The following is an 18,083-nucleotide window of genomic DNA, read 5'->3' as shown; positions in this document are numbered from 1 at the left end:
CTCCTGCGCCGGCGGTGCCCGGTCGCCGCAACCGGAGGTGCTTGGACGTGGCCTGGCACACGGCCATTAGCATCACCGGAATGACGACGGAGTCTGCACACGACGACGCGGGGCTGCCGGCCAGCGCGCTGGTCGGCGCATCGGACGGCATCGACCCCCAGGCCCTCGCGGCCTGGCGCAAGGCGGTGGCCGGCGTGCTGGCCAAGTCCCGCCGGGTGGAGCCGGCCGAGCTGGGCGAGGAGCCCGAGCGCCTGCTGGACACGCTGACCTACGACGGGATCACCGTCGCCCCGCTCTACACCCCTGGCGACTCGCTGCCTGAGCACCCGCTGCCCGGGGTCGCGCCGTTCACCCGGGGCCGCAACCCGCGCCCGGACGTGACGGTGGGCTGGCACGTGCGCACCCGGGTGGGCCGCGGCGTGGGCGCTGACGCCGACGCCGAGAAGCTCAACCAGGCGGTGCTCACCGACCTGGAGAACGGCGTCACCTCGCTGTGGCTGGCGCTGGGCGGGGACGACATGGCGATCTCCGCGCTGCCCAAGGTCCTCGAGGGCGTGTACCTGGACCTGGCCCCGGTGGTGCTGGATGCCGGCGCCGACTTCGCCGCCGCCGCGCAGGCCTTCCTGGACGTGGTCGACGCCAGCGGGGAGTTCGAGTCCGCCGACGTGGAGGCCTCCCTCGGCGCCGACCCGCTGACCGTGCTCATCCGCACCGGCCAGGACGTCATGCCCGCCGCGGTGGAGCTGGCCCAGCAGGCGGTGGAGCGTCCGGGCCTGCTGCGCAGCCTGGTGGTGGACGGCACCGTGTTCCACGACGCCGGCGCCAGCGACGCCCAGGAGCTGGGCGCGAGCCTGGCCGCCGGGGTGGAGTACCTGCGGGCCCTCACCGACGCCGGCCTGGAGGTCGCCGAGGCCCTGGCCCAGATCGACTTCCGGCACGCCGCCACCGACGACCAGTTCCAGACCATCGCCAAGCTGCGCGCCGGTCGCCGGCTGTGGGCGCGGGTGGCCGAGGTCGTCGGCGCCGCCGCGGCCGGTGGCGCCCGCCAGCACGTCGTCACCTCCGCGGCGATGATGAGCCAGCGCGACCCGTGGGTGAACATGCTGCGCACCACCGTCGCCGCCTTCGGCGCCGGCGTGGGCGGGGCGGACGCGGTCACCGTGCTGCCCTTCGACGCGGCCCTGCCCGACGGCGCACCGGGGGTCTCCGACGCCTTCGCCGCGCGCATCGCCCGCAACACCCAGCTGCTGCTGCTGGAGGAGTCGCACCTCGGTCGCGTGGTCGACCCGGCCGGTGGCTCCTACTACGTGGAGCAGCTCACCGACCAGGTCGCCGAGACGGCGTGGGCGTTCTTCCAGGAGCTCGAGGCGGCCGGCGGCTTCCGCGCGGCGCTGGACAAGGGCCTGCTGGACGAGCGCATCGCCGTCACCCGCGAGCGTCGCAAGGACGACATCGCGCACCGGCGCACCGCCCTCACCGGCGTCAACGAGTTCCCCAACCTGGACGAGGACCCGGTCGCCAACCCCGGGACCACCGGGGACACCGGCGCGCTGCCGGTGATCCGCTACGCCGCGGCGTTCGAGCGCCTGCGGGACCGCTCCGACGCGCACCTGGCGGCCACCGGCTCGCGGCCCACGGCCTTCCTGGCCACCCTGGGCCCCATCGCCGAGCACAACGTGCGGGCCGGCTTCATCACCAACCTGCTGGCCAGCGGCGGCATCGCGGTGGTCAACCCGGGTCCGCTGGACTCCGCCGACGCCGTCCGCGCGGCCTTCGCCGCGGCGGAGAGCCCGGTGGCCGTCGTCTGCGGCACCGACAAGCGCTACGGGGCCGACGGCTCGGCCGCGGTGGCCGCGCTGCGCGAGGCCGGGGCGGGCCAGGTGTTCGTCGCCGGGGCCAAGAAGGGCTTCGCCGACAACGAGCACCAGCCCGACGGCTTCCTGGGCGTGGGCATCAACGCCGTCACCGCACTGACCGGACTACTCGAGACCTTGGGGGTCAAGTGAGCATCCCGAACTTCGCCGAGGTCGAGCTGGGCGGGGACGCCGCCGAGACGGCCCCCACCGTCGCCGACACCGAGCAGTGGACCCAGGCCGCGGCCACCGAGGCGGGCCAGCCCGCCGAGGAGCTGGTGTGGAGCACCCCCGAGGGCATCGACGTCAAGCCGGTGTACACCCGCGCTGACCTCGAGGAGATCGCCAAGCCCAGCGACGGCGAGCCGCCGTACCCGCTGGGCAGCTTCCCCGGCGCGGCGCCCTACCTGCGTGGGCCCTACCCCACGATGTACGTCAACCAGCCGTGGACCATCCGCCAGTACGCGGGCTTCTCCACCGCCTCGGAGTCCAACGCCTTCTACCGCCGCAACCTCGCGGCCGGGCAGAAGGGGCTGTCGGTGGCCTTCGACCTGGCCACCCACCGCGGCTACGACTCCGACCACCCCCGGGTGGCCGGCGACGTGGGCATGGCCGGGGTGGCCATCGACTCCATCTACGACATGCGCGAGCTCTTCGACGGCATCCCGCTGGACCAGATCAGCGTCTCGATGACGATGAACGGTGCGGTGCTGCCCATCCTGGCGCTCTACGTGGCCGCGGCGGAGGAGCAGGGGGTGGAGCCGGAGAAGCTGGCCGGCACCATCCAGAACGACATCCTCAAAGAGTTCATGGTGCGCAACACCTACATCTACCCGCCGAAGCCGTCGATGCGGATCATCTCCGACATCTTCGCCTACACCAGCGAGCGGATGCCGCGCTACAACTCCATCTCCATCTCCGGCTACCACATCCAGGAGGCCGGAGCCACGGCCGACCTGGAGCTGGCCTACACCCTGGCCGACGGCATCGAGTACATCCGGGCCGGCCTGGCTGCCGGCATGGACGTCGACGCCTTCGCCCCGCGGCTGAGCTTCTTCTGGGCCATCGGGATGAACTTCTTCATGGAGGTGGCCAAGCTCCGCGCCGCCCGCCTGCTGTGGGCGGAGCTGGTGGCCGAGTTCGAGCCCAAGAACGCCAAGTCGCTGAGCCTGCGCACGCACAGCCAGACCTCGGGCTGGTCGCTGACCGCACAGGACGTGTTCAACAACGTGGGACGCACCTGCATCGAGGCGATGGCCGCCACACAGGGCCACACCCAGAGCCTGCACACCAACGCCCTGGACGAGGCGCTGGCCCTGCCCACGGAGTTCTCCGCCCGCATCGCCCGCAACACCCAGCTGGTGCTGCAGCAGGAGTCCGGCACCGTGCGCCCGATCGACCCGTGGGGCGGCTCCTCCTACGTGGAGAAGCTCACCCACGACCTCGCCGCCCGCGCCCGCGCGCACATCCGCGAGGTGGAGGAGGCCGGCGGCATGGCGCAGGCCATCGACGAGGGCATCCCCAAGCTGCGCATCGAGGAGGCGGCGGCGCGCACCCAGGCGCGCATCGACTCCGGCCGCCAGCCCGTGGTGGGCGTGAACAAGTACGTGCCAGGCGAGCCCGACACCGTCGAGGTGCGCCGGGTGGACAACGCCCAGGTGCGCCGCGAGCAGCTGGACAAGCTGGAGCGGCTGCGCGCCGAGCGCGACAACGACGCCGTCGAGGCTGCGCTGGCCCAGCTCACCCGCGCCGCCGCGGCCACCGAGGGCGGCATGGAGAACAACCTGCTGGCCCTGGCCATCGACGCGGCCCGGGCCAAGGCCACGGTCGGGGAGATCTCCGAGGCGCTGGAGAAGGTCTACGGCCGGCACGCAGCGGAGATCCGCACCATCAGTGGTGTCTACCGGGACGAGGCGGGATCGGTGTCCAACATCAAGCACGCCACCGAGCTGGTGGAGCAGTTCGCCGAGGCGGAGGGCCGTCGCCCCCGCATCCTGGTGGCCAAGATGGGCCAGGACGGGCACGACCGCGGCCAGAAGGTCATCGCCACCGCGTTCGCCGACATCGGCTTCGACGTGGACGTCGGCCCGCTGTTCCAGACGCCGGAGGAGGTGGCCAACCAGGCCGCCGACGCCGACGTGCACATCATCGGGGTGTCCTCGCTGGCTGCCGGTCACCTCACCCTGGTGCCGGCGCTGCGCGACGCGCTGGCCGAGGTGGGTCGCCCGGACGTGATGATCGTCGTGGGTGGCGTCATCCCGCCGGGGGACTTCGACGAGCTGTACGCGGCCGGGGCCACGGCGATCTTCCCGCCCGGCACCGTCATCGCCGACGCTGCCGCGGGGCTGCTGGTCAAGCTGGCCGAGCAGAACGGGCACACCCTGCAGGGTGCGGACGCGCAGTCGGTGGACACCGGGGCGACGGACAGCTCGGCGACCCGCACCGCACCGGCCCAGCCGACCGACACCGCCGACGCCTGAGCATGGGCGCACGTCCGCCCGTTGACGTCGACGCGCTGGCCGAGGGCATCACCGGGGGCAACCGGGCGCAGCTGGCTCGGGCGATCACCCTGGTGGAGTCCACCCGGGCTGATCACCGGCAGCAGGCGCAGGAGCTGCTGCTGAAGCTGCTGCCCCAGGCCGGCGGGGCACACCGGATCGGCATCACCGGTGTGCCCGGCGTGGGCAAGTCCACGTTCATCGACGCCCTGGGCACGCTGCTCACCGGCGACGGGCACCGGGTGGCGGTGCTGGCGGTCGACCCGTCCTCGACCCGCACCGGGGGGTCGATCCTGGGCGACAAGACGCGGATGACGCGGCTGGCCAACGACCCCCAGGCGTTCATCCGGCCCTCGCCCACGGCGGGGACGCTGGGTGGGGTGGCGCGGGCGACGCGCGAGACCATGGTGCTCCTGGAGGCCGCGGGCTTCGACGTGATCCTGGTGGAGACCGTCGGGGTGGGGCAGTCGGAGGTGACCGTGTCGAACATGGTCGACTGCTTCTGCTTCCTCACCCTGGCCCGCACCGGTGACCAGCTGCAGGGCATCAAGAAGGGTGTGCTGGAGCTGGCCGACCTGGTCAGCGTGAACAAGGCCGACGGCAACCACGCCAAGGACGCCGAGCGCGCGGCCCGCGAGCTCGCCGGGGCGCTGCGGCTGATCTACCCACCGGACTCGCTGTGGCGCCCACCGGTGCTCACCACGAGCGCGCTGGAGGGCACCGGGCTGCGGGAGTTCTGGGACACCGTGCTGCGCCACCAGAAGGTGCTGCGCGACGCCGGGGAGCTCGACCGCAAGCGCAGCCAGCAGCAGGTGGACTGGACCTGGACCATGGTGCGCGAGCAGCTGCTGGACCGGCTGCGCGACCACCCGCAGGTGCGGGCCCTGCGCGCCGACACCGAGCAGGCCGTGCGCGACGGTGAGCTCACCGCCGCGCTGGCCGCCCAGCAGATCCTGGCCGCCTTCGACGGCTAGCCGCGCCTGGCTAGGTGGTGGCGCCGGGAGAGCTGTCGCCCCGGTCGTGCGCCGTGGTGCCGGCCGACCGCGTGTGCTCGCCGGGGGTCTCCCGGGCGGTGGCCTCGGCGCTGCGCCGCTCGTCCGGGAACAGGAACAGCGTGACCAGCGCGGCGATCACTCCGCCGATCAGCGGCGCCACGATGAACAGCCACAGCTGGCTCAGCGCCGGGCCGCCCACGATGAGGGCGGGGCCGAGGCTGCGGGCAGGGTTCACCGAGGTGCCGGTGATCGGGATGCCGATGAGGTGCACCGTGGTGAGGGCGAAGCCGATGGCCACCCCGCCGAGCTGCGGCCACGCTGACCTGCGGGTGACGGTCAGCACCACCAGCACGAACAGGAAGGTCAGCACTACCTCGGCCAGGAACGCGCCCCAGCCGTTGACCAGGATCAGCGACTCGGCTCCGAACCCGTCGGCGCCGAGGCCGACGGTCTCCCGGTCGTAGGCCGGTGAGGCCTCGAACATCGCCCACAGCACCAGGGCGCCGATGATGCCGCCGATGAACTGGGCGATCCAGTAGCCGATGGCCTCGGTGATCCCGATGCGACCAGCGGCCAGGAAGCCGATGGTGACGGCCGGGTTGACGTGGCAGCCGGAGATGGTGCCGAGGGAGTAGACCAGCACCAGCAGGACCAGGCCGAAGGTCAGCGCGGTGGCCACGATGCCGGCCGACGGCGAGGTACCGGTGAGACCGAAGCCGAGCGACAGCGTGGCCACCCCGACTGCGAAGAAGACCAGGAGCGCCGTGCCGAGCAGCTCCGCGAACAGCTTGCGTGGATCCATCGTGCACCTCCGGGCGAGGGCGGGGGTCCGCGCGTGGCACGGAGCCGGTGTGTCCAGAGTGGCCCAGGTCACCGGCACTGTCCACCGCCACCGGCGTGGCGCCCAAGGCGCAGTGGTGTTCCGGGCTGCGCAAGGATGGTGGTGACGTGCCCGCTACGTGCCCTTCGCGGTGGGTACGGCCCGGCTTGTCCACTGTCGCTTCGTCCTCCGGAGGAAACATGTCCGTCCTCGACCGATTCCGCCTCGACGGCAAGGTCGCCGTCATCACGGGCGCGTCCGCAGGTCTCGGCGTGGCCTTTGCCAAGGCGCTGTCGGAGGCGGGGGCCGACACCGCGCTGGGTGCACGCCGGGTCGACCGGCTGGAGTCCACCAAGGCGATGGTGGAGGCCAACGGCCGGCGCGCGATCGCGGTGGCCACCGACGTCGCCAGGCCGGAGGACTGCCAGGCCTTGGTGGACGCGGCGATGGCGGAGTTCGGCCGGGTGGACGTGCTGGTCAACAACGCCGGGATCGGCACCGCGGTACCCGCCACCAAGGAGACCCCGGAGCAGTTCCGCCAGGTCATCGACGTGAACCTCAACGGCTGCTACTGGATGGCACAGGCGTGCGGACGGGTGATGCAGCCGGGTAGCAGCATCGTGAACATCAGCAGCATCCTGGGCCTGACCACCGCTGGGCTGCCGCAGGCCGCCTACGCCGCGAGCAAGGCAGGACTGATCGGGCTGACCCGTGACCTGGCCCAGCAGTGGACCGGGCGCAAGGGCATTCGCGTGAACGCCATCGCTCCGGGGTTCTTCGAGTCGGAGATGACCGACGCCTACGCCCCGGAGTACCTGAGCTCCCAGCAGCCCCGGATGCTGGCCGGCCGGATGGGCGACCCTGAGGAGCTCGCTGCTGCGGTGCTGTTCCTGGCCAGCAGCGCCGGCGGCTACGTCACCGGGCAGACGCTGGCCGTGGACGGCGGCATCACCATCACCTAGCCGGGCAGGGCCGGGGCCTGCTCACGCGTCGTGACCGGGCTCCAGGTCCTTGACGTCGCCGAAGGTGACCAGCTCGCCGATCTCCTCGGCGACGCTGCCGGACTCCGGCTCCAGCAGGTGGGCGACGTGGTCGCCGAGCGGCAGCCGCTCCAGGATGCGTCCGCTGAACCAGGCGGTGGCGCCGTCCAGGATCGGCAGTCCCTCCGGCCCCTCGTGCCAGGCGCAGTCGGCGAACTTGTCCACCTCGTCGCCGGTGGTGGAGCCGAAGAGGCGGGCCAGCTCGCGGTCGGCGGGGGAGAGCACGTGCACCGCCAGGTGCGTGGCCTCGGCGGCGACCCGGTAGGTGTGGTTCTTGTTGGACAGCCCGACCAGGAAGCGACGCGGCTCGATGCTCACCTGGGTGGCGAAGCCGACCAGGCAGCCCGAGCGGTGACCGGCAACGGCGGTGGTCACCACGAACATCGGGTAGTTCAGCTGCCCGACCAGGGTCTCGAACGCGGCGCCACCATCGTTGTCAGCTGTCATGGGCTCATCGTCTCGCAGCCCGCCGAGCCCGTGCGCGGCGGACCCCTGCCACACTGGCGCCCGTGGACCAGGAACAGCGTGCGGTGTGCTCGGCCAAGGGGTGCCGAGAGGCCGCGACGTGGGCCGTGGTGTGGAACAACCCGAAGGTGCACACCCCAGAGCGGGAGAAGGTGTGGGTCGCCTGCGGCGAGCACCGCGACAGCCTGGCTGAGCACCTGCGGATGCGGGCGTTCCTGCGCCGGGTGGAGGCACTGAGCGGCAGCTAGGCGCAGCAGCTGCTGGTCAGCCGGTGGACCGCTCTGCCTCGGTGAGCTCGACCACCTCGCGCAGGTGCCGCAGCACCGTGTCCGGGCGCTCCATCGGGATGAAGTGCGAGGCGTTCAGCTCCACGTACTGCGCGCCGGGGATGCGGTTCGCGGCGCTGCGCATGTCCTTGGCCGAGGCCAGCACGTCGTGCGTGCCGGCGATGAACACCGTGGGCACCGCGACCTTGCTCAGCGACACCCGGGTGTGCTCGTCGGCGGAGCGCGCCAGGTGCATGCCCCACTGCAGCGGGGTCTCCAGGTAGGTGTGCACCGCCCGGCGCACCACCGCAGGGTCTGCACCGGGAAGCATGAAGCCGCTGTGCTGCAGGGCCTTGGTGGCCAGCGGGCCCAGCCGCAGCTGGCGCAGCACCGGGCTCACCGCCGGGCCCACGGTCTGCAGCGTGCGCGCCACCGCCCGTGCCACCGGCTGCCGCGCGAACCGGGGAATGCGCAGCGGCGCCCCCATCGCGTGGAACGTCCCGCCGGGAACCCCGGCCACGGCCACGATGCCGCGCACCCGCTCCGGGAAGCGCACCGCCAGCTCGAAGGCGGTGTTCACCCCGATGGACCAGCCCAGCACCACCGCCGACTCCACCCCCGCGTCGTCCAGCACCGCCAGCGCGTCCTCCACGAAGGTGTCCACGCCGACTCGCTCACGGTCGGCCGGTCGCTCGGAGCCGCCGATGCCCCGGTGGTTCCAGGAGATCACCCGCACCCCGCAGTCCTTGCGCAGCAGCGACGGCCACACGTGCGGGTTGGTGCCCAGGCCGTTGGCCAGCAGCACCGTGGGCCCGTCGGCGTCGTTGGTCCACGCCTCCACCACGGTGCCGTCGCCGCTGCGCACGGAGTAGAAGTGCAACGACTCTCCCGGGTGGGCGGTGGAGGAACCGTCGCTGGTGGCCCCTCGGCTGCGCTTGATCACCATGGCGCAGAGTCTGCCCCACCCTGAGCGGGGACTGCGGCAGGAGCGTCGCCACCGCGGGGCGATACCGTCTGCGGGAATGTCCCTATCCCAGAGGAGTCGGTGTGCCCTACCTGCAGCGTGACGGCGACGTGTTCGTGCTCAACCTCGGCGAGGAGGGTGCTGCCGACACCGAGAACCGGTTCAGCCCCGACTTCCTCGCCCAGGTGCACGCACTGCTGGACGAGGTGGAGGCCTCCACCGGCAACGCTGCGCTGGTCACCACCGGCACCGGCAAGTTCTACTCCAACGGGCTGGACCTCGACTGGCTCGCCGGCCACCTCGACCAGACCTCGTCCTACGTGGGCACCATCCAGTCGCTGTTCGCCCGCGTGCTGCTGCTGCCGATGGCCACCGTGGCCGCCGTGCAGGGACACGCCTTCGCCGGCGGCGGCATGCTCGCCGTGGCCCACGACGAGAAGGTCATGCGCGCCGACCGTGGCTTCTTCTGCCTGCCCGAGGTGGACATCAACATCCCGTTCACCCCCGGCATGGCGGCGCTGCTGCAGGCCCGGCTGTCCAAGGCCACCGCGCACACCGCGATGACCACCGGACGGCGCTACGGCGGAGCCGACGCGGCCGCTGCGGGGATCGTGGACGAGGCCGTCGGCCAGGAGCAGGTGCTGGAGCGGGCCATGGCCCGGGCGCAGGCGCTGGTGGGCAAGCGCGGCGACACCCTGGGCGCCATCAAGCAGGTGATGTACGGCCCGGCCGCAGCCGCGCTCACCGCCGAGGCCACGATCTCCTTTGACGGGAATGCCTGAGCGGGCCACCTCCCCGGCCGTCCCGGCCTGGCTGGAGGACTGGCTGCTCACCGGCCGCGACGAGCTCGTGCGCTGGCGCCGGCACCTGCACGCCCACCCCGAGCTGTCCCGCCACGAGGTGGACACCACCGCCTACGTCGCCGAGCGGCTGCGGGCGGCCGGGCTGCACCCGCGCACCCTGCCCTCGGGCACCGGGCTGGCCTGCGACATCGGCGACCCCGACGCCCCTGGGCCGCTGGTCGCGCTGCGGGCGGACATGGACGCGCTGCCGGTGCAGGAGCTGGTGCAGTCGCCGTACCGCTCGACGGTGGACGGGGTGATGCACGCCTGCGGGCACGACGCGCACACCGCGATCCTGCTCGGCACCGCGCTGGCGCTGGCCGCGGCACCCGCCCTGCCCGGCCGGGTGCGGGTGCTGTTCCAGCCCGCGGAGGAGGTGATGCCCGGCGGCGCGCTGGACGTCATCGCCGCCGGCTGGCTGGACGGCGTCTCCCGCATCTACGCCCTGCACTGCGACCCGCACGTGGCCGTCGGGCAGGTGGGGGTGCGCGCCGGTGCGCTCACCTCCGCCGCGGACCGCATCGAGCTGACCGTGCGCTCACCCGGCGGGCACACCGCCCGGCCGCACCTCACCGCTGACCTGGTGCACGCCCTGGGCATGGTCATCACCGGGCTGCCGATGATGCTGACCCGCCGGCTGGACCCCCGGTCGGCGTCGGTGCTGGTGTGGGGCGCGGTGCACGCCGGCGACGCGCCCAACGCCATCCCGCAGGGCGGCGTGCTGCGCGGGACGCTGCGCACCGGCGACCGGGAGACCTGGGCGACGCTGAAGTCGGTGGTCTCGGAGATCGTGGCGTCGCTGCTGGCCCCCACCGGTGTCACCTACGAGCTGGACTACCGGCGTGGCGTGCCCCCGGTGGTCAACGACGTGGACTCGGCGCGGCTGCTGCGCGAGGCGGTCACGCAGGGGCTGGGCGAGCAGGCGGTGTGCGCCACGGTCCAGTCCTCCGGCGGCGAGGACTTCGCCTGGTACCTCGAGCACGTGCCCGGCGCGCTGGCCCGGCTGGGCGTGTGGTCGGGCACCGGCGCACAGCTGGACCTGCACCAGCCCACCTTCGAGATCGACGAGCGGGCGCTGGAGGTGGGGGTGCGCCTGCTGGTGCACACCACGCTGCAGACCTGGGCGGCAGGCCCGGACGGTCGCGGTCCCGCGGGCACCCCGGAGTCCGAGGGCCAGGCGGGCTAGTCGCTCTTGGTGCCGGGGCCGACGTTGCGGCTGGGCCGGGTGCGCAGGGCGTGCACGTAGTCCACCGGAGCGCCGGCGGCGTAGGCGGCGTCAGCCATCACGCCCAGGTAGCGGGCCGAGGGCAGTCCGCCCTCGTAGGCGTCGATGACGTACAGCCACGCCAGCACCGAGCCGGTGAGGGTCTGCACCCGCAGCCGCAGCTTGCGGTGGATGCCCAGCTCGGCGCCCTCCCAGCGGTCCAGGCTCTCCTCGTCGTCGGGGCTCATGTCGTAGAGCACCACGAAGACCTGGGAGTCGGGGTCCTCCACCACCGTGGCCAGCGCGCCCTCCCAGCCCAGGTCCTCGCCGGCGAAGGTGAGCCGCCAGCCGGGCAACCAGCCGGTGCCCGCCATGGGGGAGTGGGGGGCCCGCTGCATCATCTGCTCCGGGTCCATGTTGGAGCCGTAGGCGGCGTAGATCGGCACGGACAAGAGCGTAGCCGCGCGGTGTGGCGCAGCCGTCATCGGTGCAGGCGATACCGTGGGTGCCGTCAAACCCGCGTCCCTTGGTCCTACCGGGCCCCGACGTGGGCATCGAGCATCACCAAGCTTGGAGGAACCAGTGACCCGCATCGTGATCATCGGTGGTGGCCCTGCCGGGTACGAGGCGGCACTCGTGGCGGCGCAGTACGGCGCCGACGTGGTGGTCGTGGAGGCCGAGGGCCTCGGCGGGGCCTGCGTGCTCTACGACTGCGTGCCCTCCAAGACGTTCATCTCCTCTGCCGGCGTGCGCACCGACCTGCGGCGCGCGGCGGACCTGGGCGTGCAGATCGACCTGGACGAGGCCGCGGTGGCCGTGCCCGTGGTGCACGGCCGGGTGAAGTCCCTCGCCCTGGCCCAGTCGGCCGACATCCGGGTGCGCCTGCAGCGCGAGGGTGTGGAGCTCATCCGCGGCCGCGCGCGCCTGGTGGACGACGTCCCCGGCCTGGCCACGCACCGGGTCGCGGTGGAGCGGCTGGACGCGGAGGGCAACGTGACCCCGCCCGAGGAGGGCGAGGCCGAGGTGCTCGACGCCGACGTGGTGCTGCTGGCCACCGGCGCCCGTCCCCGGGTGCTGCCCGGTGCGGTGCCCGACGGCGAGCGGATCCTGGACTGGCGCCAGATCTACGACCTCACCGAGCTGCCCGAGCACCTCATCGTGGTCGGCTCCGGCGTGACCGGCGCGGAGTTCGTCTCCGCCTACACCGAGATGGGCGTCAAGGTCACCCTGGTCTCCAGCCGCGACCGCGTGCTGCCCGGGGAGGACGCCGACGCCGCCGCGGTGCTGGAGGCGGTGCTCGCCGAGCGCGGCGTCACCCTGGTCAAGGAGGCCCGCGCCGAGACGGTGGAGCGCACCGAGTCCGGGGTTCGGGTGGTGATGGCCGACGGTCGCACGGTGGAGGGCAGCCACGCCCTGATGACGGTGGGCTCCGTGCCCAACACCGCAGGCCTGGGCCTGGAGCAGGTCGGCCTGCAGCTCAACCGGGGCGGCTACATCCCGGTGGACCGGGTCTCCCGCACCCAGGTGCCGGGCATCTACGCCGCCGGCGACTGCACCGGCCTGCTGCCGCTGGCCTCCGTGGCCGCGATGCAGGGCCGCACCGCCATGTGGCACGCCCTCGGCGAGGGCGTGCTGCCCATCAAGCTCAAGACCGTGGCCTCGGCGGTGTTCACCCGGCCGGAGCTGGCGACGGTGGGCATCAGCCAGAACGCGATCGACGCCGGCGAGGTGGCCGCGCGCACCGTGCTGCTGCCGCTGGCCACCAACCCGCGCGCCAAGATGCAGGGCCTGCGCCGCGGCTTCGTCAAGCTGTTCTGCCGGCCCTCCACCGGCGTGGTCATCGGCGGCGTGGTGGTGGCCCCGGTGGCGTCGGAGCTGATCCTGCCCATCGCGCTGGCCGTGCAGCACCACCTCACCGTCACCGACCTGGCCCAGACGTTCTCGGTGTACCCGTCGCTGTCCGGGTCGATCACCGAGACCGGCCGCCAGCTGATGGGCCACGACGACCTGGACTAGCTACTCCTCGTCGTCGACCCAGTCGAAGGTGCGGGTGACCGCCTTCTGCCAGCCGGCGTAGAGACGGTCGCGCTCCGCGGGGTCCATCGCCGGTGACCAGGTCTTGTCCTCGCGCCAGTTCTCCCGGATGTCGTCCTCGCTGGCCCAGAACCCCACCGCGAGACCGGCGGCGTAGGCCGCGCCCAGGGCGGTGGTCTCCGCCACCACCGGACGGACCACCTCCACGCCGAGCAGGTCGGCCTGGAACTGCATGAGCAGCTCGTTGACCACCATGCCGCCGTCGACCTTGAGCACCGTGAGGTCGACGCCGGAGTCCTTGTTCATCGCGTCGATGACCGCACGGGTCTGGTAGGCGGTCGCCTCCAGCACGGCGCGGGCGAGGTGGCCCTTGGTGACGTAGCGGGTGAGCCCGACGATGGCGCCGCGGGCGTCGGAGCGCCAGTACGGGGCGAACAGCCCGGAGAAGGCGGGCACGAAGTAGGCCCCGCCGTTGTCGTCCACCGAGCGGGCGTGGGTCTCGATGTCGGCGGCGGTGTCGATCATGCCCAGGTTGTCCCGCAGCCACTGCACCAGCGAGCCGGTGACGGCGATGGATCCCTCCAGCGCGTACACCGGGGCGTTCTCGCCGATCTTGTAGCAGACGGTGGTGAGCAGCCCGTTCTTGCTCATCACCTTCTCGGTGCCGGTGTTCAGCAGCACGAAGTTGCCGGTCCCGTAGGTGTTCTTGGCCTCGCCCGGCACCAGGCAGGCCTGGCCGAAGGTGGCTGCCTGCTGGTCGCCCAGGATGCCGGCGATGGGCACCCGGCTGAGCGTGCCGCGGGCGCGCACCTCGCCGTAGATCTGTGAGGAGCTCTTGATCTCGGGCAGCATCGACTCCGGGATGCCCATGTCCGCGCAGATCGCCGGGTCCCAGGCCAGGGTGTCCAGGTCCATCAGCAGCGTCCGCGAGGCGTTGGTGACGTCGGTCTGGTGCACCCCGCCGTCCGGGCCGCCCGTCATGTTCCACAGCACCCAGGAGTCCATGGTGCCGAAGCACAGCTCGCCGGCCTCGGCCCGCTCCCGCGCCCCCTCGACGTTGTCCAGGATCCACATCACCTTGGGGCCGGAGAAGTACGTGGCCAGCGGCAGCCCGGTGACGTCGCGGTAGCGGTCCGGGCCGTCGTCGGTGCCCAGGGCCGAGCAGATGCGGTCGGTGCGGGTGTCCTGCCAGACGATCGCGTTGTAGATCGGCTCGCCGGTGCGGCGGTCCCACACCACCGCGGTCTCCCGCTGGTTGGTGATGCCCACCGCGGCGATGTCGTCGGCGGTGAGGTCGGCGTCGGCCAGCGCCCCCGCGGTGACGTTGCGGACGTTGTTCCAGACCTCCATCGGGTCGTGCTCCACCCAGCCGGCCCGCGGGAAGATCTGCTCGTGCTCGCGCTGGTCGACGGCAACCACGCGGCCGGAGTGGTCGAAGATCATGCACCGGCTGGACGTGGTGCCCTGGTCGATCGCGGCAACGTACTTCTGGGGGGCGGCGCTGCTGGAGCTGCTCACGGGTCCTCCCTCTCTCCTGGCCGGTCCTGGGCTGCGGTTGTACCGTTCTGAGGTGGGTGACGTAGCCCACACGCTATCGCGTGAGGCGGTGCCGGTGGACGGCGAAGGCGGTGCCGGTGGACGGCGAAGGCAGTGCCGGGAGGCGAGGCCATGACCGACGTGACTCCGCTGCGACGAGCCGTTCGCCAGGGCAGCGGGCTGAAGCGGCTGGGCGGGACCTGGGGGGAGTGCCTGGCCGAGGGCCTGGGCACCTTCGTGCTCATCTCCTTCGGCAACGGCGTGGTGGCGATGGCCGTGGCGGGGCTGCCCGGCTCCGAGCGCACCGAGAGCCCCACCACGTTCTTCCTGGGTGCCGGTGACTGGCTGCTGATCACCTGGGGCTGGGCGCTGGCCGTGGCCTTCGGGGTGTACGTGGCCGGCGGCGTGAGCGGGGCGCACCTCAACCCCGCGGTCACCCTGGCGTTCGCCGTGCGCCGCGGGTTCGCCTGGCGCAAGGTCGCGCCCTACATGGGCTCCCAGGTGGTCGGTGCCTTCCTCGGAGCCGCGCTGGTCTACCTGGTCTACTACGACGCGATCGACGCGTACAACGCCGCGGTGGGGGCCACCAGGAGCTCCGCCGGCGGCAACACCACCTTCTCCATCTTCGGCACCGTGCCTGCGCCGTACTTCGAGGGCGCCATCGCCGGACCGCTGATCGACCAGGTGGTGGGCACCGCGTTCCTCATCGTCTTCGTGGCGGCGGTGGTCGACCTGCGCAACCAGGCGGTGCGGGCCAACCTCGGCCCGCTGCTGGTCGGCCTGGTGGTGGCCGCGATCGGGATGTCCTTCGGGGCCAACGCCGGCTACGCCATCAACCCTGCTCGTGACTTCGGGCCGCGGCTGTTCGCGTTCTTCGCCGGGTGGGGCGAGGTGGCACTGCCGGGCACGGTGCCGGGCGCCTTCAGCTGGTACTTCTGGATCCCCATCGTGGGTCCGCTGGTCGGGGGCGTGGTCGGCGTGCTCATCTACGATTGGTTCATCGGTGACGTGCTGCACGCCAGGTCGGCACTGCAGGCGTCCGACGACGCCTTCGACGCCCCCCGGCACCGTGCTGACGAGACCGACCCGCTCGCCTCCGAGGAGTGACCACGCGGCGCGGCGGAGGCAGCAGCACGACGACACGGTGCACCGCAGGCAGGCACGTCCGACCCAGGGAGCCGACTTGACCGAGCAGCAGCGAGATGGAGTGTTGGGCCCGCGCGAGCGTGCGGAGGCCTGGGAGAAGCTGGGTGCTGAGCAGTTCGACGTGATCGTCATCGGCGGTGGGGTGGTGGGCGCGGGCGCGGCGCTGGACGCGGCCACCCGAGGGCTGCGGGTGGCCCTGGTGGAGGCGCGCGACCTGGCGTCGGGCACGTCCAGCCGCTCGTCCAAGATGTTCCACGGTGGCCTGCGCTACCTGGAGCAGCTGGAGTTCGGCCTGGTGCGCGAGGCGCTGCACGAGCGGGAGCTGTCGCTGTCCACCCTGGCCCCGCACCTGGTCAAGCCGCTGAAGTTCCTCTACCCGCTCACCCACCGGGTGTGGGAGCGCCCGTACGTGGCGGCGGGGATGTTCCTCTACGACACCATGGGCGGGGCCAAGTCGGTGCCGCGCCAGCACCACCTCACCCGGGCGGCTGCGCTGCGGCTGGCTCCGGGGCTCAAGCCCAAGGCGCTGGTCGGCGGCATCCGCTACTACGACACCGTGGTGGACGACGCCCGGCACACCATGACGGTGGCCCGCACGGCGGCGCACTACGGCGCGGTGGTGCGCACCTCCACCCAGGTGGTGGGGTTCCTCCGCGAGGCCGACCGGATCAGCGGGGTGCGGGTGCGCGACTCCGAGGACGGTCGGGAGACCGAGGTGCACGGCCACGCCGTCATCAACGCCACCGGTGTGTGGACCGACGAGCTGCAGCACGTCGCCGGCGGGCGTGGGCGGTTCAAGGTGCGGGCCTCCAAGGGCGTGCACGTCGTGGTGGGCCGGGACAAGATCGTGAGCGAGGCGGCGATGATCCTGCGCACCGAGACTTCGGTGCTGTTCGTCATCCCCTGGGGCCACCACTGGATCATCGGCACCACCGACACCGACTGGAACCTCGACCTGGCGCACCCGGCGGCCACCCGTGCCGACATCGACTACCTGCTCGACCACGTCAACCGGGTGCTGGCGGTGCCGCTGACCCCCGCCGACATCGAGGGCGTCTACGCCGGGCTGCGCCCACTCCTCGCGGGGGAGAGCGAGCAGAGCTCCAAGCTCTCCCGCGAGCACGCCGTGGCCCGCGTCGCGCCGGGGCTGGTGGCCATCGCCGGCGGCAAGTACACCACCTACCGGGTGATGGGCGCCGATGCCGTGGACGTCGCCGCCGAGGACGTGCCCACCCGGGTGGCTGACTCGGTGACCGACAAGGTCCCGCTGCTGGGGGCGGACGGCTACTTCGCGCTGGTGAACCAGGCACAGCAGGTGGGTGAGCGCCACGGGCTGCACCCCTACCGGGTGCGCCACCTGCTCGACCGCTACGGCTCGGAGATCGACCAGGTGCTCGCGCTGGCCGCCGACGACCCGAGCCTGCTGCGTCCCCTCGCGAAGGCGCCGGACTACCTGCGGGTGGAGGTGGTGTACGGCGCTGCGGCCGAGGGCGCCCTGCACCTGGAGGACGTGCTGGCCCGGCGCACCCGCATCTCCATCGAGTACGACCACCGCGGCGTGGACTGCGCCAGGGAGGTGGCCGAGCTGCTCGCTCCGGCGCTCGGGTGGGACGAGGCGACCACCACGCGGGAGGTGGAGACCTACACGTCGCGGGTGCACGCCGAGGTGGAGTCGCAGACCGAGCTCACCGACGCCGCTGCGGACGCGCTGCGCGCCGCCGCCCCCGAGGCGCGGGAGAAGATCGCCGAGCCGTTGACCTGAGCCGCCCTGACGGGTGCTCCGGCCAGGCCTAGTCGGTGGCCAGCCGGGCGTGCAGCAGCACGTCCTGCCACTGGTCGTCGAGCAGCGCTGCCTGGCGCAGGCGACCCTCTGCGGTCATGCCACAGCCCAGCGCGATCGCCGCGGCGGCGGGGTTGTCCGCGGTGTGCAGGTAGCTGAGCCGGTGCAGGCCCAGCCCGCCCAGTCGCTCTGGGGCCAGGGCCAGCCGGGTGACCGCTCCGGCGGCGGTGCCCATGACGCCGCGGCGGCGGTGTGCCGGCGCGGTCCAGCAGGCCAGCTCCGCGCTGCGGTGGGTGTGGTCGACGTTGCGCAGCCGCACCTCGGCGAGCATCTCCCCGGTGGTGGGCTCGCACACGGCCCAGGAGAAGCCGGTCTCGTCGGCCCACTGCGCGACGCGCCGCGCCACCGAGGCCACCGCCTCCTCCCGGGTGCGCACCACCAGCTCAGGGGCGTGGCGCAGGGTGGCGGGGTCGTTCGCGGTGGTCAGCAGCGTGGCGCAGTCGTCCACCCGCTCGTCGGCGCGCAGCGCGCGCAGGTACCAGGTGCCGGCGTTGATTTCGATCGGCTCCACCGTCGGGGCTCCCTCGGGGCTGGTCTGGTCAGGTCTCGGGCCGAACGTGCACCGGCCCTGCCTCGCGAA

General features: G+C 72.6%; 16 protein-coding genes. 10 read left to right on the top strand and 6 right to left on the bottom strand.

Annotated elements, in window-relative coordinates:
* The first annotated feature begins 80 nt into the window (after window positions 1-80).
* The 3 genes from mutA to meaB are packed head-to-tail and all read left to right on the top strand — an operon-like array spanning window position 81 to window position 5,325.
* The gene (gene mutA, locus ELX43_RS13560) at window positions 81-2,006 is read left to right on the top strand and encodes a methylmalonyl-CoA mutase small subunit (RefSeq protein ID WP_127783884.1); all 1,926 of its coding nucleotides are present in this window, start codon (window positions 81-83) and stop codon (window positions 2,004-2,006) included.
* The gene (scpA, locus tag ELX43_RS13555; protein ID WP_127783883.1) at window positions 2,003-4,333 is read left to right on the top strand and encodes a methylmalonyl-CoA mutase; all 2,331 of its coding nucleotides are present in this window, start codon (window positions 2,003-2,005) and stop codon (window positions 4,331-4,333) included. Before mutA ends, scpA begins: the two co-directional genes overlap by 4 nt.
* A gap of 2 nt (window positions 4,334-4,335) precedes the next feature.
* Window positions 4,336-5,325 carry a methylmalonyl Co-A mutase-associated GTPase MeaB gene (meaB, locus tag ELX43_RS13550; RefSeq protein WP_127783882.1) on the top strand — a complete coding sequence of 330 codons (990 nt, stop codon included), beginning with the start codon at window positions 4,336-4,338 and terminating at the stop codon, window positions 5,323-5,325.
* A gap of 10 nt (window positions 5,326-5,335) precedes the next feature.
* Here meaB and ELX43_RS13545 read toward each other — a convergent pair whose 3' ends face one another.
* Complete coding sequence (locus tag ELX43_RS13545; protein WP_127783881.1) at window positions 5,336-6,148, bottom strand: aquaporin; 813 nt, start codon at window positions 6,146-6,148, stop codon at window positions 5,336-5,338.
* Window positions 6,149-6,366: 218 nt separating this feature from the next.
* Here ELX43_RS13545 and ELX43_RS13540 point away from each other — a divergent pair, with 218 nt between their 5' ends.
* Complete coding sequence (locus ELX43_RS13540) at window positions 6,367-7,128, top strand: SDR family oxidoreductase (RefSeq protein ID WP_127783880.1); 762 nt, start codon at window positions 6,367-6,369, stop codon at window positions 7,126-7,128.
* 21 nt (window positions 7,129-7,149) lie between these two features.
* On the opposite strand, the gene ELX43_RS13535 is transcribed toward ELX43_RS13540, so the two are convergent.
* Entirely contained in the window at window positions 7,150-7,653 is a 504-nt protein-coding gene (locus ELX43_RS13535) for a flavin reductase family protein (protein ID WP_127783879.1), read from the bottom strand.
* A gap of 62 nt (window positions 7,654-7,715) precedes the next feature.
* Here ELX43_RS13535 and ELX43_RS13530 point away from each other — a divergent pair, with 62 nt between their 5' ends.
* Window positions 7,716-7,919, top strand: coding sequence for a hypothetical protein (locus ELX43_RS13530; protein ID WP_127783878.1), 204 nt, complete (start codon window positions 7,716-7,718; stop codon window positions 7,917-7,919).
* Between the two features lie 16 nt (window positions 7,920-7,935).
* On the opposite strand, the gene ELX43_RS13525 is transcribed toward ELX43_RS13530, so the two are convergent.
* The gene (locus ELX43_RS13525) at window positions 7,936-8,883 is read right to left on the bottom strand and encodes an alpha/beta hydrolase (protein WP_127783877.1); all 948 of its coding nucleotides are present in this window, start codon (window positions 8,881-8,883) and stop codon (window positions 7,936-7,938) included.
* 101 nt (window positions 8,884-8,984) lie between these two features.
* Between ELX43_RS13525 and ELX43_RS13520 the strand changes: the two genes are divergently transcribed.
* Together ELX43_RS13520 and ELX43_RS13515 are read left to right on the top strand one after the other, a co-directional pair.
* Window positions 8,985-9,683 carry an enoyl-CoA hydratase-related protein gene (locus ELX43_RS13520; RefSeq protein WP_127783876.1) on the top strand — a complete coding sequence of 233 codons (699 nt, stop codon included), beginning with the start codon at window positions 8,985-8,987 and terminating at the stop codon, window positions 9,681-9,683.
* Entirely contained in the window at window positions 9,676-10,929 is a 1,254-nt protein-coding gene (locus ELX43_RS13515) for an amidohydrolase (protein WP_127783875.1), read from the top strand. Before ELX43_RS13520 ends, ELX43_RS13515 begins: the two co-directional genes overlap by 8 nt.
* On the opposite strand, the gene ELX43_RS13510 is transcribed toward ELX43_RS13515, so the two are convergent.
* Window positions 10,926-11,393 (bottom strand): gamma-glutamylcyclotransferase, encoded by a 468-nt coding sequence (locus tag ELX43_RS13510; protein ID WP_127783874.1) that lies wholly within the window; start codon window positions 11,391-11,393, stop codon window positions 10,926-10,928. The two genes, ELX43_RS13515 and ELX43_RS13510, sit on opposite strands and share 4 nt — an antisense overlap.
* Before the next feature lie 136 nt (window positions 11,394-11,529).
* Here ELX43_RS13510 and ELX43_RS13505 point away from each other — a divergent pair, with 136 nt between their 5' ends.
* The gene (locus tag ELX43_RS13505) at window positions 11,530-12,963 is read left to right on the top strand and encodes an NAD(P)H-quinone dehydrogenase (protein WP_127783873.1); all 1,434 of its coding nucleotides are present in this window, start codon (window positions 11,530-11,532) and stop codon (window positions 12,961-12,963) included.
* Here the strand turns inward: ELX43_RS13505 and glpK are convergent, their stop codons facing one another.
* Complete coding sequence (glpK, locus tag ELX43_RS13500) at window positions 12,964-14,499, bottom strand: glycerol kinase GlpK (protein WP_127783872.1); 1,536 nt, start codon at window positions 14,497-14,499, stop codon at window positions 12,964-12,966.
* A gap of 150 nt (window positions 14,500-14,649) precedes the next feature.
* Between glpK and ELX43_RS13495 the strand changes: the two genes are divergently transcribed.
* Window positions 14,650-15,624 carry an MIP family channel protein gene (locus tag ELX43_RS13495; protein ID WP_127783871.1) on the top strand — a complete coding sequence of 325 codons (975 nt, stop codon included), beginning with the start codon at window positions 14,650-14,652 and terminating at the stop codon, window positions 15,622-15,624.
* Window positions 15,625-15,700: 76 nt separating this feature from the next.
* On the top strand, window positions 15,701-17,425 hold the full coding sequence (locus ELX43_RS13490; RefSeq protein WP_127783870.1) for a glycerol-3-phosphate dehydrogenase/oxidase: 1,725 nt from the start codon (window positions 15,701-15,703) through the stop codon (window positions 17,423-17,425).
* Between the two features lie 28 nt (window positions 17,426-17,453).
* Here ELX43_RS13490 and ELX43_RS13485 read toward each other — a convergent pair whose 3' ends face one another.
* Complete coding sequence (locus ELX43_RS13485; protein WP_127783869.1) at window positions 17,454-18,014, bottom strand: GNAT family N-acetyltransferase; 561 nt, start codon at window positions 18,012-18,014, stop codon at window positions 17,454-17,456.
* Window positions 18,015-18,083: the final 69 nt, after the last annotated feature.

Origin of the sequence: Rhodococcus sp. X156 (assembly GCF_004006015.1) — a bacterium.
GTDB lineage: Bacteria > Actinomycetota > Actinomycetes > Mycobacteriales > Mycobacteriaceae > X156.
This window is presented reverse-complemented; position numbering and strand designations above follow the sequence as displayed.

Bases quoted from the DNA above. Each gene is read 5' to 3' on its own strand.
- ELX43_RS13495 (WP_127783871.1), top strand. From the start codon at position 14,650: ATGACCGACGTGACTCCGCTGCGACGAGCCGTTCGCCAGGGCAGCGGG.
- ELX43_RS13515 (WP_127783875.1), top strand. From the start codon at position 9,676: ATGCCTGAGCGGGCCACCTCCCCGGCCGTCCCGGCCTGGCTGGAGGAC.
- ELX43_RS13545 (WP_127783881.1), bottom strand. From the start codon at position 6,148: ATGGATCCACGCAAGCTGTTCGCGGAGCTGCTCGGCACGGCGCTCCTG.
- ELX43_RS13540 (WP_127783880.1), top strand. From the start codon at position 6,367: ATGTCCGTCCTCGACCGATTCCGCCTCGACGGCAAGGTCGCCGTCATC.
- mutA (WP_127783884.1), top strand. From the start codon at position 81: ATGACGACGGAGTCTGCACACGACGACGCGGGGCTGCCGGCCAGCGCG.
- ELX43_RS13535 (WP_127783879.1), bottom strand. From the start codon at position 7,653: ATGACAGCTGACAACGATGGTGGCGCCGCGTTCGAGACCCTGGTCGGG.
- meaB (WP_127783882.1), top strand. From the start codon at position 4,336: ATGGGCGCACGTCCGCCCGTTGACGTCGACGCGCTGGCCGAGGGCATC.
- ELX43_RS13525 (WP_127783877.1), bottom strand. From the start codon at position 8,883: ATGGTGATCAAGCGCAGCCGAGGGGCCACCAGCGACGGTTCCTCCACC.